Genomic DNA, 14,430 nt, shown 5'->3' with positions numbered 1-14,430 from the left:
GTTTAAGCAATTTAATCAATTAACAGTTTGCGGCTTTCAAATTATCGGGGGTTGCACACGTTTAATTAGATGGCGCTTCGAATACTTACAGCTTAAATTTTTAGTCTGCGGCAGCGAATTTCAATAGTAATCGGTTTAAAAAGTTAACATTTTATCAGCATATGCGAATACCCAAAATTAATATCCCTAAAAAATATTTAAAAATCGGCGCATGGGTCTTAGGTGTTTTTTTGATCATCTGCGTAGTTTTAGGGGCTGTAGCATATAGCAAAAGGGAAGCGCTTTTAAAAAAGATGGTCGCCAAGGCCATTGCCAAAGCCGACCGGGATTACGGGCTTGAAGTAAAGATAGGTACGGCTGGTTTTACCGGCTTAAGCACCGTAAAAATGACTGCCATTTCAGTTGTGCCTAAAGAAAGAGATACGCTCTCGCACATTGGTGAGCTAAGTGTGGGCGTAAAATTATTCCCTTTGCTTTTCGGTAATGTTAAGCTTTCGGAAGTTAAAATGAAAGATGGCTTTGTGAGCATTGTGTTGAAGGATTCTACCACGAACATCGATTTCATCTTAAAAAGAAAGAAAAAAGACAGCACCGAAAATTCAGGCAAATCAAACCTTTCGGAAATTGCAAGCAACCTTTTAAATCAGGTTTTATACAAAATTCCTGACGATTTGGATGTAAAAAATCTGGTTTTTAAGCTTAACGATAATGATACGGCCAAACTGAATTTTGCAACGGTTGCCACAATTGATGGAGGCGACTTAAAATCGACGATAAACGTAAATGAGGGCGAAGCCACCTGGCATGTTGATGGTTATGTTGATCCGGGAAGTAAGCAATTAAAGTTTACCGCTTACGCCGACGGCAAAAAGCTCGAACTGCCCTATTTAAACAATAAGCTCCATGCAAAAATAAGCTTCGATACACTGGAAACTGAACTTAAGAATGCCGGATACAGTGGCGACGATTACAAAATTTCGGGTTCGTGGTCGGTAAAAAATATGCTTTTGAACCAGCCCCGAATCGCTTCGAACGATATCATCGTTAAAAACGCCAAGTTGGATGCGGTTGTTCTGGTTGGGCCAAACTATGTGGCGCTCGATAGCTCATCAACCGCCTACTTAAAAAATGCCGAAATCCACCCGTATGTAAAATACACACTCGGTAAGAACAAGATATACGAATTAAAGGTCAACGCCGATGAACAGGACGCACAAGCGGTTTTGGATGCATTTCCGCAGGGCCTGTTCGAATCGTTAGACGGCTTGAAAGTAGCCGGAAAAGTAAAATATAATCTTAATTTTTATCTCGATACGGCAATTCCTGACAGCGTTCGTTTCAGCTCTACGTTAACGCCGGTAAACTTTAAGATTTTAAGGTGGGGGAAAACAAACCTTCAAAAAATTAATGCGCCCTTTGTATACACGCCTTACGAATACGGCAAGCCGATGCGTGATATCACTATTGGCCCATCAAACCCTAACTTTACGCCTTTAAGCTCCATATCGAAAAACTTTATCAACGCCGTTTTAACTGCCGAAGATCCATCATTTTATACACACAACGGCTTTGTTGAAGAATCGATCCGAAAATCGATTGCCGTTAATTTTAAGGAGAAAAAATTTAAGCGTGGCGGAAGCACCATCAGCATGCAGCTGGTTAAAAATGTGTATTTGAGCAGGCAAAAAACCCTGGCCCGTAAAGCCGAAGAAATACTTATTGTTTGGCTTATTGAGCACAACCATTTGGTAAGCAAACAGCGCATGCTCGAGGTTTATTTTAACATTATGGAGCTTGGTCAAAACATTTACGGAATCGGAGAGGCTTCGAGATATTACTTTGGCAAGCGCCCTGCCGACCTGACCATTGGCGATGGTTTGTTTTTAGCCAGTATTGTACCTAAGCCGAAGGCATCGATGTACAAATTTATGGCCGATGGAAGCTTGAAACCTTACATGTTCAATTATTTTAGGTTTATGGGAAATATTATGGCCAGAAGGGGCTTAACACCTGCCGACACTTCGGGCTATGGTTTCTATAATGTGCGCTTGCGAGAAGGGCTGCGTCAATATTTGGCACCTGATACGGCGGTGATCGACACTACGGCTTTTGATGACGAAGAAGACGGGATGCCGGTGGTGATTATGCAAGACAAGAATAAAAATCTTTTCGACCGCATTTTCGGTAACGGTTCCAAAAAAGATACAGCAACTTCTAAAACTGCTGACACTGTTAAATCGAAAAAGCAATTGCGGCAGGAGCGTAGGGAACAGAAACGGAGAGAACGAGAGAACGGAGGGTGACGGAGTCGTGAGTTTTGAGTTGGGAGTTTTGAGTTGGGAGTTTTGAGTCATTAGTCGTGAGTCACCATTCGGCAGTCAAGAGCTTAACTGACAAAGCACAGCTAACCTGCCTTAGTGTTTTTTCTCAACCATCAGCAATAAAACAATGCAACAATAGTACAATGCACAAAATAAAAGTAGAGGATAAAGAATTTGAGGTCTTTTTAGAAAGCGATACGCTAAACAAAAGGATTCGTTTGCTCGGCATTCAAATCAATGTAGATTACGAAGAAAAATGTCCGCTCTTTATTGGCGTATTAAATGGCAGTTTCCTTTTTATGGCCGATTTAATCAAGGAAATAAACGTTCCTTGCGAGGTTGCCTTTATGCGTGTTGCATCATACCAAGGCACATCGAGCAGCGGCGCTGTAAAGGAACTGATTGGCTTGCCCGAAAATTTGGAAAACCGCGATATTATCGTGGTTGAAGACATTGTTGATACCGGATTAACGCTAACTCATATTTTAAAAACCATAAAAGAAAAAAATCCCGCGTCGGTAAAAGTAGCTTCACTTTTATTAAAACCAAGCGCTTTGAAATATGAAATCGATGATTTGGAGTACATTGGCTTCGAAATCCCGAATGAGTTTGTGGTAGGTTATGGACTGGATTACAACGGCCTGGGCAGAAATTTAAACGATATTTACAGGGCAACTTCTTAAAAGTTAAAGCTGTAATTTGCCTGAAAAAAGCGTCCCAAAAGCTGGTAATTAGTGGTTGAGCTCGTATAGGCGGCTAAAAATGTGTTTCGATAAGACTTAACGTTGGTTAAATTTATTGCCGAAAGTGTAAGCTCTTGCTTCACCTTTGCAAATTTGAGACTTAAACCCGCATCTAGAAACAAATAATTTGAAGGCTGGCTAATTGTACTGTTATAATATTGATGTTCGCCATTGATTTTAAAAACGATAGATTTTCGGGGCAACAGAACAAGTTCAATTTTCTGGTTTAAAAATTCGCTTCGCCGTTCCGAAAAATCAAATGCCGTGGCTTTAGATCTTATTGGTACAAATGACGCACTAAATTTTAAATAAGCGGCATCGCTAAATTTCGTATCGGTGCCAATGCCGCACGTGTAGGTTTTCGTTTTATAGGGCATCAATTCGGAGTTAAGCAACTGGTTGGTATAAAGCTGCTGCAAGGCTACGTTTGCCTTAAGCGTGGTTTTTAGCGCAAAAATATATTGGTTTGTATTGGCCATTAACAACAGGTTGCGGTTATAATTAACCAAGGGCAGTTGCATGGTGGTCTCATTAAAACCGCTAAAGCTGATCTGGTTAATCGCATTTCGTTCTTTCACACTGTAAAAGCCGAGCACATTGAAAGAGAAAAGGCTAATGCTTTTGCTAAAATTATAGCCTGCCGAAAAATGATGCGTATTTGATTGCGATAAAAAATTGGTATCATAAGCATTAAGCGTTCTGTAATTGGCCAATATATAGCCGCGGTATTGCGTGGAGGCATCGCCGAAGTCGTTTTTATACTGATATTGCGCAGTTATTCTATTTTCTTTACCATGATTTATTTTAAGCGCAAACTTGGGTTCTATCAAAAACCTTACGTGGTGCTCGTTACTCGAAAACAGCCTGTCGCCGTAGCTAAAACTGTTATAACTGACAGGCAACCCAAGTGATATTCTCACCTTATTATTGAGATAACTGTAAAATGGGTTAAATTGTAACCTGTTGTATTTCCACTTTAAACCGTTACCCAAACCATTCGTATAAATTTCGTTTATTGCCGAGTTAATCTCTTTTTCGTCGTAAATGTGAGCTATTTTATATTCTTGCGAGAGTTTTCCTGTCGAAACCTTAAATGCCAAACTGTTGGTTACAAATAATTGTGGTGTTTCAATTTGTTGATTGCTATAACCATTGATCACTGCTGGCGTCAAAGTTAACTTTTGTCGATTATCAGATTTGCTCAGGAAAGAGAAAAACTCCGTTGCCTTATTGCCGCCGAAGGTTTTAATAAAGTTCGCTTCGTTGTAAAGTTCGTAGGGCTTCGTCCTCACATCCTGCTTTACCGGTTCAGCATTTACGGTAATCAGAGCCGCAACATTTGTGTTTTCACTTTTTAACCTTAGCGTGTTGTTAAAGTAATAGTTCTTCTTATTAATGGTTAAATCGCCTCGCAGCGCAACGTTTTGTGGTTTATAGTTTTGGCTCAGCTCCTCAAAAAAACGGATGGTATCGGCAGAGATTATTTTCTCGGTCAACCTGGCAAGATTGCTTCGCTGCCGATCGTTAAAATAGTGCCCCGAAAGCTTCAGCTGCACATCGTTTTTTAACTTAAACAACTGGTTAGTGGAGGTTAGCAATGCACGATTGAACAAATACTTGTTCGGGTTAATGTTGGGCGCTGCAATGATATTCAGATCGATTAAAGGATAATTAATGTTCCGACTCAAATCATTGTTCTTTTCAAGAAAATTTTGAGCCGTAATGTCCTTCGATAAATCGTAGCCATCGCTATTGTACTTCATGATATTAAGGGTTTTATAATCCTTTTTAAAGCTCATTAAATTTGCTTCCTCCTTAAAATGGGCCCTTGTTGCCAAACCCAAATTGGCAAAACCCGTAAATTTGATCCGGGCTTTGGGGTTAAGAACAATATTTAACGATACGTTATCACTTGGCGATATATTATTAAGGGCTTTTATCGGTTGGTGATTTTCGAATACCTGAAGTGTATCTACCATACCTGGCGGAATTGTTCTGGTGCCAAGGGCATATTTATCATCCAGCAAATTATCACCATCAATAAAGAAACTTGTAATGGCCTTACCGTTATAGCTTATTTTTCCGGCATCAGTAATCTCGATGCCTGGTATTTTCTTCAAAACATCTTCAATAACCCGGTCTTGCGGCGCTTTGTAAAAAGCCAGGTCGAAGTTCGTCGTATCGCCTTGTTTTTTAATTGGAGCGGGTTTGGCCTTAACTAATATTTCGCTTAAAACCTCCAGAGATTGATCTAAAACCACATTGTAAAGCCTATCAGGTTTAGTTAATGCTACTGTTTTCTTTTTATAACCAACAGCAGTAAATTGAAGGTGCGTACATAACGTATTGTCTTTTATATGTTTATCAAACAAATATTTGCCCACTTTATCGCTTGTTGTGTAGCTTAAAATTATGCCGTTGTTTAGCAAGGCCACGTTAACGTAAGCAATTGGATTACTTGACGAATCAGTTACGGTTCCGTACCAACCGCTTTGTGCGTAAGCAATTGAAATAGACCAAGTGGCGAAAAAAATAAAGAGGAAAATTGGCTTTAAACGCATTAAGGCTTTAGCTCAATAGGGTTTTTATCAGGCTGTTTTGCATTTTTAAACATATCGGGATTTTGAGGCGACAGCCTTACGCCGTTTACCTCGTTTTGCGCAAAAAAAGCAGTTGGATCGTTCCTTAACAAGCCAATCAATCTTTTATAATCTTCCCGGGTAGCGGCAATTGCCGCAGCAGGTACAAAAATACTTTCGTTTGCAGGGGCAGGGCGTAACCCATCGAATATGAATTCTACTTCGTGCTTATCATCATAAGCCTGAAGTATTAAACCCGGCAGCCCGCACAATTTCCAGGGTCCTGTGTTATACGGCAAATCAGAAGCAAACCATGCCGTGTAATTTCGTCCCTTAAACGTTGCTTTAGCCTTCTGGCATTTTATCCCGCCCAAAGAAAGTGTATCGGATTTAATTTCCCATTCAATCGTAGGGTAGGGTTCGCTAACGGCATAGGTTTTTATCAGTTTTTCCAAAATGATCATCTTCTTATCCAAAGCGTATTTAAATATTTGGGTGCCGATTGTTTTTTTACGGTTGGTAGTATTTACAATATAGCCTCCTTTGCCATCGTCTTGCACAATGGTTTTTTTTACAGAATCGTTAACCATTTTATCGTAGCTTTTATAAACTGAGGCGTTTTTACCAATTGATAAAACCATCCGCTCACTATATAAGCTCAGTTTATTGGCGGTATCTTTAACGTGGTTGTGTTTATAATAAACGGCTACTGAGGCTTGTTCGGCTCGTTGAGCACGTGCCTGGCACAACATTAAAAGTAAGAAAGCAACTAGAAGGTATGTTTTCATTTCTAAAAAACGCTTTGAAGTAGGTTTAGATGGGGTGCGGAGCTTTGAAAAGCAACTCAATAAAACGATTTTATTTGCTGAGCATTCACCGTTCCCGCTTTGTTACATGCGGGTAAAATATTTCAGTATTAATTGTTGAGACGCTTATAAATTTAGCGGCGAAAGATGAATCGTTCTTCATCATGAAAAAACGAATTATAATAAAACCTTATAAGTGGATTTTGGTAATTAAAGCTTATTCACAAATGGCATTATCGTACATTTCTGTCAACACCTCGAACGCTTCTTGTCGCTGTCGAGGTGTTCCTCCCTCACTGCACATCGTTTCGTTAAACGTGCCACAACTGGTGTTCATTTGTACGGCGTAGCAGTCCATTCGTTTCTCTGGTTTTATCTTATTAACTGCCTTAATCTTTTTTACAATTTTTTCTTTGTTGTTTTTTGTAGATTTTTTGATGGTGCCAGCTTCTTCATTACTAAAGCCTGCAAAAGATATGGCAACGAATGCCATTAAAAAAATTAGTTTTTTCATAGTTGGGATATTAATAGTGAGCCACTTATAAGGTTTGAATAAAGATAAACACAAAGATTGATTATTCCTAATGGTTGTAAATACTATTTTTTTTAATGAATATCACAGAAGCTTTGTATGTGCATTACTTTCAGTGTAATTTATTTTTCGCACCTTTGCCCTATAAATAAAAACGCAAAATGACCATACATAAAGAGGGCTATACCACAATAGCCGTAACGGTTTTACTTATTTTTGTTATCAATGCAGTTGTCGATTATAAATATTACGACATCACCTGGTTACGCTGGTTTATCTACATCTTCTCGGCAGCTTTATTAATTATCGTATTGCAGTTTTTCCGCAATCCGGGCCGTACTTTTTCATCTGGCCACGACCTTGTGCTTTGCCCTGCCGATGGCAAAGTAGTTGTAATTGAAGAAACTGAAGAAGGTGAATATTTTAAGGATAAACGTTTGCAGGTTTCCATTTTCATGTCGCCCGTAAACGTACACATCAACCGCAACCCAATATCGGGCGTGGTTAAATTTTTCAAATATCATCCTGGTAAATATCTTGCTGCCTGGAATCCGAAATCATCAACAGAAAACGAACGTACAACAACGGTTGTTCAGCATGCCAATGGTACGCCGGTATTGTTCCGTCAAATAGCTGGAGCTTTGGCCCGCAGAATTGTTTGGTACGTTAAAGAAGGCGATCAGGTGGTACAAGCGGAGCAGTTCGGTTTCATCAAATTCGGCTCAAGGGTTGATGTATTTCTTCCGGTTGGAACAAAAGTTAACGTAGAACTTAATCAGGTGGTAAAAGGTGGCATAACTACGCTGGCTACTTTAAGTTAAGCAAAGAATACGAGTAATAAGAAAGCCGATTTAGCAAAACTAAATCGGCTTTTTTTTAATTTCCACGTTATTATTGTTTCGGCAAAAAGGCTGTTTTAACTACTTTTGTAAGCCATTCAGGAACGAAGCATTCACAACCTACATCTTACCGCCCTTGCCTATTCACTCGCCCCCCTTTTGGCACTGCGGTTTTGATGTTCTGCGTTCCATAGCTTGGGGATTTACTTCGTAGCTGCTTCGCGGTCTTAGCTATACTATTATTGACGTTTTTACATAACTTGTCATGTGGGGCTTTATGCTAACCACCCCTCCCAAGGGATGCCTTTGGCACAACCCCTCCTAAATTAGGAGGGAAGTAGCAACTGTTACAACCATTTGACCTGCAAACCATGAAAGCCAGCACTGTCCGACTCGCCTCCTTTTTTTCAAGGAGGGGCAAGGGGTGGTTGTTTTTTGCGTTCATGACGTATTGATTTTTTCTTTGAAAATTAAAACTCAGAACAACACCGTTAAAACAGTGATTAACCAGAAAGATGTGTCCACACGATAGGTACGTAAAGCTTTAGGCCAGCTGCTAATCAATAGCATCGTTGCCAACGGCCTTTTCCTCATTGGCTGCAAGCGGCCTATCGCTAATGAGCCTTTGCGTAGGATAAGCAAAATCAGAGTTATTCCGAAGCACAATATCCATAATCTCTAAGTTAATCTCCTGTCTGATGTTAAGGAAATTGAGAAAGTTGAGCTCCGTAACAAAGTAATTTACCTCTACGTTTAAGCCCGAGTCGCCAAAGCTCTTAAATGATACATTTCCATCCTGATTTGTAGCAGCATGCTGATTGATTAATTCCTGAATTTCACTGATGATTTTTTTTAACGATGCCGGCTTAGTTTCGTAAGTTAAACCAATGATAAAGCCTACTTTTCGTGAGTTGCGCAGAGAAAGATTTTCCAAAACACCATCAATCATCCCCCGATTTGGAATGGTGGCCATTGTTTTTTCAGCTGTACGAATCCGCGTACTCCTAAAGCCTACCTTTTCAATTGTTCCTTCTACGCCGTCAACCTTCACCAAATCGCCTACCGTAAAAGGCTTATCTAAAAATATGGTAAAAGAGCCGATCAGGTTCTCTAAACTCTCTTTCGCCGCCAATGCAATCGCAATACCGCCAATACCCAGTCCGGTGATCAGCGTTAATACATTTACCTCGAAAACGAAGCCCAGCAGCGTAAAAAAACCAATGAAGATTACGAGGGTTTTGAAAAGCTCTTTCAAAAAAGGCACCAATTGATCGTCGGATTTGTTTTCTGTTAACGATGCCTTGTACAATAAAACATGACTTATGAAATCGATTATTCTTAAAATGATCCAAAAAACCGAAAGGATGATCAAAAAAAGAAAAATCCTGTCGATAAAATCACCAATTGAAACCGGAATCTGCTCTTTAACCTTGCCTACCAATTTACTGTAATGGAATATAGCAACCTCTAAGGGGTGCTTTAACTGGTTAATGGAAAGGTAAAGGGTGCTTAAAAGGATGAAGCTTTCGATTGGCTTAATCAGCAGGGCTACAAAAGCCTGATCGTGCGAGGGCTGCGAAAAACGTTCGAAAAGCTTAAACAGCAGCTTACTTAATAGCTTTGATACAATTCTTTTAAAAATGAGGCCAAAAAAAAGGATACCTCCAAATAAGCAATAAGCCTTTACGGTGTTGCCCCAAAATATCTGGTCGAAAAATGCAGAATCTAACATACGGTAAAGTTATAAACAAAAAAACCTCCACGAAATTAATCGTGAAGGCTATATCTTATAATAAAGAATATTATTTTCTTAATGATTTGATACGAGCAGCTTTACCAGTTAAAGCACGTAAATAAAACAACTTAGCTCTACGAACCTTACCATAGCTATTTACTTCTACTTTTTCGATGTTTGGAGAACTGAACGGGAAAATACGCTCAACACCCACACCATTGCTAATTTTACGAACTGTGAAAGTTTCGTTAGCACCAGCACTGTTGCGTTGGATTACAACACCTTGGTAAATTTGAACACGTTCTTTATTACCTTCGCGAATTTTATAGTGTACGCTCACTGTATCGCCAGACTTGAACGCAGGAAAATCTTTTTTCGCGATGGCCTGCTCTTCAACAAATTTTACTAAATCCATGATTTTAAGCTATTAAATCGATATTTCAACCCGTGAAATTCGGATTGCAATATTAGGGATTTTTTTTCAATTAAAAAAACTAATTTTATTTTTTCCACAATGTTTTAGAAATCCACAATCAACTCCTGTAAATGCTTCTATTCCAAAAGATCAGGGCGGCGCAGTTTTGTTCGCTCCAGGGCCTGCTCATGCCTCCATTCGTTCACTTTCGCCTCATGCCCGCTCAATAAAACATCGGGCACCTTGTGGCCCCGCCAATCGGCCGGACGGGTATAAACCGGGGCATCTAAAAGCTCGCCTTGGAAGCTATCAGAAAGGGCAGAGGTTTCATCGTTCAATACGCCGGGTATTAAGCGAACAACCGCGTCAACAACTATCGCTGCCGGCAATTCTCCGCCGCTTAAAACATAATCGCCAACCGAAATCTCACGGGTGACAAAGATATCCCGTATGCGCTGATCTATGCCCTTGTAATGCCCGCAAAGAATAATGATATTCTTCTTTATAGATAACTCGTTGGCCGTGCTCTGGTTGAGCGTAACACCATCGGGGCTCATAAAAATAATTTCATCGTATTGCCGCTCCGCCTGAAGCTTCTCAATGCAGGCCGCAAAAGGCTCAATACTCATCACCATGCCGCTACCGCCACCGTATTGGTAATCGTCTACACTCTTTTGTTTGTTTGTTGCGTAATCACGCAGGTTATGAACCACAATTTCTGCAATCCCCTTCTTTTGCGCCCGCTGCAAAATAGAATGTGCAAATGGGCTTTCTAACAAAGCAGGCAAAACAGTTATAATATCAAAACGCATGGCGCAAAGTTAAGTCTTTAGTTCGAAGTCTTTAGTCTGAAGTCAAGTTTTGATGATTTAAATAAACTAAACCGTCCACTGATCGTGTATTACCCCCACCAGGTAATAAGACCCCTCGTGCTTTTTAAATACCAAACGCAGGCTTGTCCAATCGAGCCCCTTGTATTTTTCATCTACACCTTTAAAATAGTATTCAGTAAAATGAAGCCCGGGATAGCTTTCCTTTAAATTGTTTATAGTGTTACCTTGTCCAATGAATAAATCGTAGCTTTTTTTCTCGGCATTTAAGTAATCCGCATTGTAAATAAATCGTGCAACGTAAGGCTTAACTTTCATTTTTATCGCTTCGCCACTGCTGTCGAAATGACCCCAGGTTAAAGTCCAGTTTTTATCAATCGCCTCCAAAAAATCTTTGCCTAAAACCTTTTTATGCGTCGGATCGATAAAACCATAAGGTGAGAAACGAACGCCATCAACAGGGTGAAACAAAGCGGCGAATGCAGCATAATTCTCATCCTTTAATGTAGTTAAAACCTTGGAGGCTGCTTCTTCAATCGAATCTTGTTGCGTTTTTACACGAACCGCTTTGTTAGCGATGGCGTGGTCTGATTGATTAGTTTGGTTGCAACCAGCGAGAAAAAAGACAGCGATTAGCGCAATAAGAAAGCCTTTCATATAAAAGCTAGAACGGAAAACCTGCAGAAAAGTTTTATAGCAAACGCATGCCAATCAATTCAATGTATTTACTCTCACCAGGTCACTTGCCCATTTCAAACCTTCCCTGCCATTTCTACCATCAACATAACCACTCACTTTCATCGTTTTATGGTCATTGCTTAACGTGTAATAGTTGGCGTATTGCCTGCCCTTTAAATCGTAGGTTGCATTGGCCCTCGCATCGGAGATCGTTAGCACATACATATTGCTCGATAAAACCTTAAACGTACCGCTATGAGTAACAATCTGCACTCCAGCCTCTTTCGCCACATTGTAAAAACTACCGTCGGCTTTAAAAACGACTTTGGTTCCCGGGTTTGTGGTATCGTTCCAGATCCCTACAAACGGTTTAATTTCTTTTAAACTGACTTGTTGTACGGTTTTGCAAGACACGATCGTGAATACTGCAGCAAAAATCAGGGCGGTTTTTAAGGTTTTGATAAGCATGTTAATTTGGTTAGGATGAACTCTAAATTAACAAATTAGCTTCAAAAACAAAAAAATATTAATTACCCTTAAAGCAGGGATTCGCTGGATAACGGCAGCTCTAAATTACTTTTGGAGATAAATATCCAGCAAGCCTTCAGGTAAATCGAGTGTAAGTACCTTTTCTTCATCATCAATTTCCACGATAAAATCTTCGTTCAGCGGAAAAAGAATTTCGGTTTCTTTGTATAAAACCGTAGCTACAAATTGTTGCGGGTATTCGTTTACCTCAGCAATCTGGCCAAGCTCGCCAAGTGTTTCGTCAACCGCCATAAACCCTTTCAGGTCGGTGTAGAAAAATTCATCTTCATTGCGCTCGGGCATTTGGTTAAGCGGCAAGTAAAGTTTCTTCTTTAACAGGGGCTGTGCCTTATCAATATGGTCAACATCATCGAAGTTGAAATAGCCCGTTTTATTGGCCTGCAACTTTGCCGACGCCACAAAATAGGGCACAAGCTTACCATTCATATCTGCAAAAACAACGTCGAAATCAAGTTTCTCGTAGTCGTCAAATTCAAAAAATAGCTGAACCTCGCCTTTTAAGCCCCTCGTTTTTGTAACGTAACCTATGTAAAATGCTTCTTCGTGTTTCATACTTTCCGTTGTATTCCGTCATTGCGAATCTGATTTTTCCATCAGATGAAGCAATCTCTTTTTGAGAAATCGTACGAAGTAGATTGCTTCGTGCCTCGCAATGACGATTTCAAATAAAAATAGCGTTCCGAAATTCGGAACGCTATTTCGTGAACAAAAATAATTATGATTATTCTGCTCCTTCTTCTTTAGTAGCTTCTGCTGCAGGAGCTTCTTCAGTTGCCTCAGCTTCAGCAGCTGGAGCTTCTTCTTCAACAACCTCTTCTGCAACTGGTGCATTTTTAGCTGCGATTGCTGCTGCTCTTTCTTCTTTTTTCTTAGCTTCTGCTGCTAATGCCTCTTTACGTGCATCTGCTTTAGAAGTAGCTAAACCTTCTGTTTTACCAGAGATTTTGCCCGCTTTAGCGTCTAACCAAGCAGTGAATTTCTCGTCAGCTTGTTCTTGCGTTAAAGCACCTTTTTTAACACCACCTTCTAAGTGTTTTTTGTATAAAACGCCTTTGTAAGATAGTATAGCACGAGCTGTATCAGTTGGTTGTGCACCACTGTTTACCCAAGCCAAAGTTTTCTCGAAGTTGATTTCGATAGTAGCAGGATTGGTGTTTGGGTTATAAGAACCTAAACGCTCAATAAATTTACCATCACGTGGAGAGCGAGAATCTGCTACCACAACGTGGAAAAAAGGCTTTCCTTTTTTACCGAATCTTTGCAATCTGATTTTAGTTGCCATTTCTTTTCGTATTTATGTATTCAACATAGTTCCCGGAGCTACATGCTGCGGGGCTGCAAAGATAACTAAAATACTGTAAATTAAAAACATAGTTTAATTTCTTTATTTTCAGCAGATTTGGCGAAAATATTCGCAAAAAAACCATGAAAAGAATCGCCATAGATATGGATGAGGTAATTGCCGATCCGATTAAGAAATTTATTCAGCTTTACAACCGTGATTACACCGTTCCTTTAGATCTGAAAATCGATGCCGGGAACGAAATCTATCACCATGTTCCCAAAGATGTTGAACAAAAATGGTTCGAGTATATTAACGAGCCCGGCTTTTTTCGTGATCTGGAAATTATTCCCGATAGCCAACGTGTAATTAAAGCGCTGCAACAAAAATACGAGGTTTACATTGTTTCGGCCGCCATGGAGTTTCCGAATTGCTTAAAGGATAAGCACGATTGGCTTGCCGATCATTTTCCGTTTATCGACTGGCAGCACATCATCTTCTGCGGCAATAAGATCGTAAACACCGATATTATGATCGACGACCGCATTAAGAATTTCGTTAACTATCCTGGTAGGCCCTTGCTGTTTACATCGCCGCACAACTTGCTCGTTACCGATTACGAACGCGTAAACACCTGGGAAGAAGTTGCCGGGCTGCTGCTGTAAATCTTTACCGCCATTTTTTTGGCACATACAACGCCGTTCAGCTCAAAAATGTAACATTCAGCCAAAAAAGCACTCTAAACAACAAACTAAAAACTATGCTATTAACTACTACGCCCACGGTTGAGGGCAGAAAAATTGTAAAATATGTTGGTCTCGTTACCGGAGAAACCATTATTGGCGCAAACATTTTTAAAGATTTATTTGCGGGCATAACCGATATCGTTGGCGGCCGATCGAGCTCTTACGAACGTGTATTACGAGAGGGAAAAGATACCGCCTTGAACGAAATGCAACAATACGCCGCAGCTTTGGGTGCAAACGCCATTGTTGGCATCGATTTAGACTACGAAACTGTTGGAAACGGCGGCAGCATGCTTATGGTGAGTGCCAATGGAACCGCAGTCATTTTAGAGGATTAAAGCAGCCCCACCCTGCCAAAGTTAGCATTTTGGCTTG

The 14,430-nt window shown here is 40.2% G+C and carries 15 protein-coding genes; 5 read left to right on the top strand and 10 right to left on the bottom strand.

Annotated elements, in window-relative coordinates; translation table 11 throughout:
* The first annotated feature begins 161 nt into the window (after positions 1 to 161).
* A complete protein-coding gene (locus IZT61_RS13480) occupies positions 162 to 2,303 on the top strand; it encodes a transglycosylase domain-containing protein (RefSeq protein WP_196097419.1) in 2,142 nt (713 codons plus the stop codon).
* 161 nt (positions 2,304 to 2,464) lie between these two features.
* Positions 2,465 to 3,004 carry a hypoxanthine phosphoribosyltransferase gene (gene hpt / locus IZT61_RS13475; protein ID WP_196097418.1) on the top strand — a complete coding sequence of 180 codons (540 nt, stop codon included), beginning with the start codon at positions 2,465 to 2,467 and terminating at the stop codon, positions 3,002 to 3,004.
* Here the strand turns inward: hpt and IZT61_RS13470 are convergent.
* The 3 genes from IZT61_RS13470 to IZT61_RS13460 all read right to left on the bottom strand — a co-directional run bounded on the left by IZT61_RS13470 (position 3,001) and on the right by IZT61_RS13460 (position 6,963).
* On the bottom strand, positions 3,001 to 5,625 hold the full coding sequence (locus IZT61_RS13470; protein WP_196097417.1) for a carboxypeptidase-like regulatory domain-containing protein: 2,625 nt from the start codon (positions 5,623 to 5,625) through the stop codon (positions 3,001 to 3,003). The two genes, hpt and IZT61_RS13470, sit on opposite strands and share 4 nt — an antisense overlap.
* Positions 5,625 to 6,431: a GLPGLI family protein gene (locus IZT61_RS13465; RefSeq protein WP_196097416.1), complete on the bottom strand. Its 807-nt coding sequence runs from the start codon at positions 6,429 to 6,431 to the stop codon at positions 5,625 to 5,627. Before IZT61_RS13465 ends, IZT61_RS13470 begins: the two co-directional genes overlap by 1 nt.
* 235 nt (positions 6,432 to 6,666) lie before the next feature.
* Complete coding sequence (locus IZT61_RS13460) at positions 6,667 to 6,963, bottom strand: hypothetical protein (protein WP_196097415.1); 297 nt, start codon at positions 6,961 to 6,963, stop codon at positions 6,667 to 6,669.
* A 179-nt stretch (positions 6,964 to 7,142) separates the two neighbouring features.
* On the opposite strand from IZT61_RS13460, the gene IZT61_RS13455 reads away from it, so the two are divergent.
* Positions 7,143 to 7,802, top strand: coding sequence for a phosphatidylserine decarboxylase family protein (locus tag IZT61_RS13455; RefSeq protein WP_196097414.1), 660 nt, complete (start codon positions 7,143 to 7,145; stop codon positions 7,800 to 7,802).
* A 574-nt stretch (positions 7,803 to 8,376) separates the two neighbouring features.
* Here the strand turns inward: IZT61_RS13455 and IZT61_RS13450 are convergent.
* The 7 genes from IZT61_RS13450 to IZT61_RS13420 form a co-directional block, all read right to left on the bottom strand.
* Positions 8,377 to 9,552 (bottom strand): mechanosensitive ion channel family protein, encoded by a 1,176-nt coding sequence (locus IZT61_RS13450; RefSeq protein WP_196097413.1) that lies wholly within the window; start codon positions 9,550 to 9,552, stop codon positions 8,377 to 8,379.
* A gap of 70 nt (positions 9,553 to 9,622) precedes the next feature.
* Positions 9,623 to 9,970: a 50S ribosomal protein L19 gene (gene rplS / locus IZT61_RS13445; protein WP_196097412.1), complete on the bottom strand. Its 348-nt coding sequence runs from the start codon at positions 9,968 to 9,970 to the stop codon at positions 9,623 to 9,625.
* Between the two features lie 137 nt (positions 9,971 to 10,107).
* The gene (gene trmD / locus IZT61_RS13440) at positions 10,108 to 10,782 is read right to left on the bottom strand and encodes a tRNA (guanosine(37)-N1)-methyltransferase TrmD (protein ID WP_196097411.1); all 675 of its coding nucleotides are present in this window, start codon (positions 10,780 to 10,782) and stop codon (positions 10,108 to 10,110) included.
* Between the two features lie 66 nt (positions 10,783 to 10,848).
* Positions 10,849 to 11,457 (bottom strand): putative periplasmic lipoprotein, encoded by a 609-nt coding sequence (locus IZT61_RS13435; RefSeq protein WP_196097410.1) that lies wholly within the window; start codon positions 11,455 to 11,457, stop codon positions 10,849 to 10,851.
* A 54-nt stretch (positions 11,458 to 11,511) separates the two neighbouring features.
* The gene (locus IZT61_RS13430) at positions 11,512 to 11,946 is read right to left on the bottom strand and encodes a hypothetical protein (protein WP_196097409.1); all 435 of its coding nucleotides are present in this window, start codon (positions 11,944 to 11,946) and stop codon (positions 11,512 to 11,514) included.
* Between the two features lie 105 nt (positions 11,947 to 12,051).
* Positions 12,052 to 12,579 (bottom strand): ribosome maturation factor RimM, encoded by a 528-nt coding sequence (rimM, locus tag IZT61_RS13425; protein WP_196097408.1) that lies wholly within the window; start codon positions 12,577 to 12,579, stop codon positions 12,052 to 12,054.
* A gap of 169 nt (positions 12,580 to 12,748) precedes the next feature.
* Positions 12,749 to 13,309, bottom strand: a complete 561-nt coding sequence (locus IZT61_RS13420; RefSeq protein ID WP_196097407.1) for a 30S ribosomal protein S16 — start codon at positions 13,307 to 13,309, stop codon at positions 12,749 to 12,751.
* Positions 13,310 to 13,452: 143 nt separating this feature from the next.
* Here IZT61_RS13420 and IZT61_RS13415 point away from each other — a divergent pair, with 143 nt between their 5' ends.
* Positions 13,453 to 13,974 carry a 5' nucleotidase, NT5C type gene (locus IZT61_RS13415; RefSeq protein WP_230383685.1) on the top strand — a complete coding sequence of 174 codons (522 nt, stop codon included), beginning with the start codon at positions 13,453 to 13,455 and terminating at the stop codon, positions 13,972 to 13,974.
* A 95-nt stretch (positions 13,975 to 14,069) separates the two neighbouring features.
* Positions 14,070 to 14,393, top strand: a complete 324-nt coding sequence (locus tag IZT61_RS13410) for a heavy metal-binding domain-containing protein (protein ID WP_196097406.1) — start codon at positions 14,070 to 14,072, stop codon at positions 14,391 to 14,393.
* Positions 14,394 to 14,430: the final 37 nt, after the last annotated feature.

It is taken from the genome of Pedobacter endophyticus, assembly GCF_015679185.1.
GTDB lineage: Bacteria > Bacteroidota > Bacteroidia > Sphingobacteriales > Sphingobacteriaceae > Pedobacter > Pedobacter endophyticus.
This window is presented reverse-complemented; position numbering and strand designations above follow the sequence as displayed.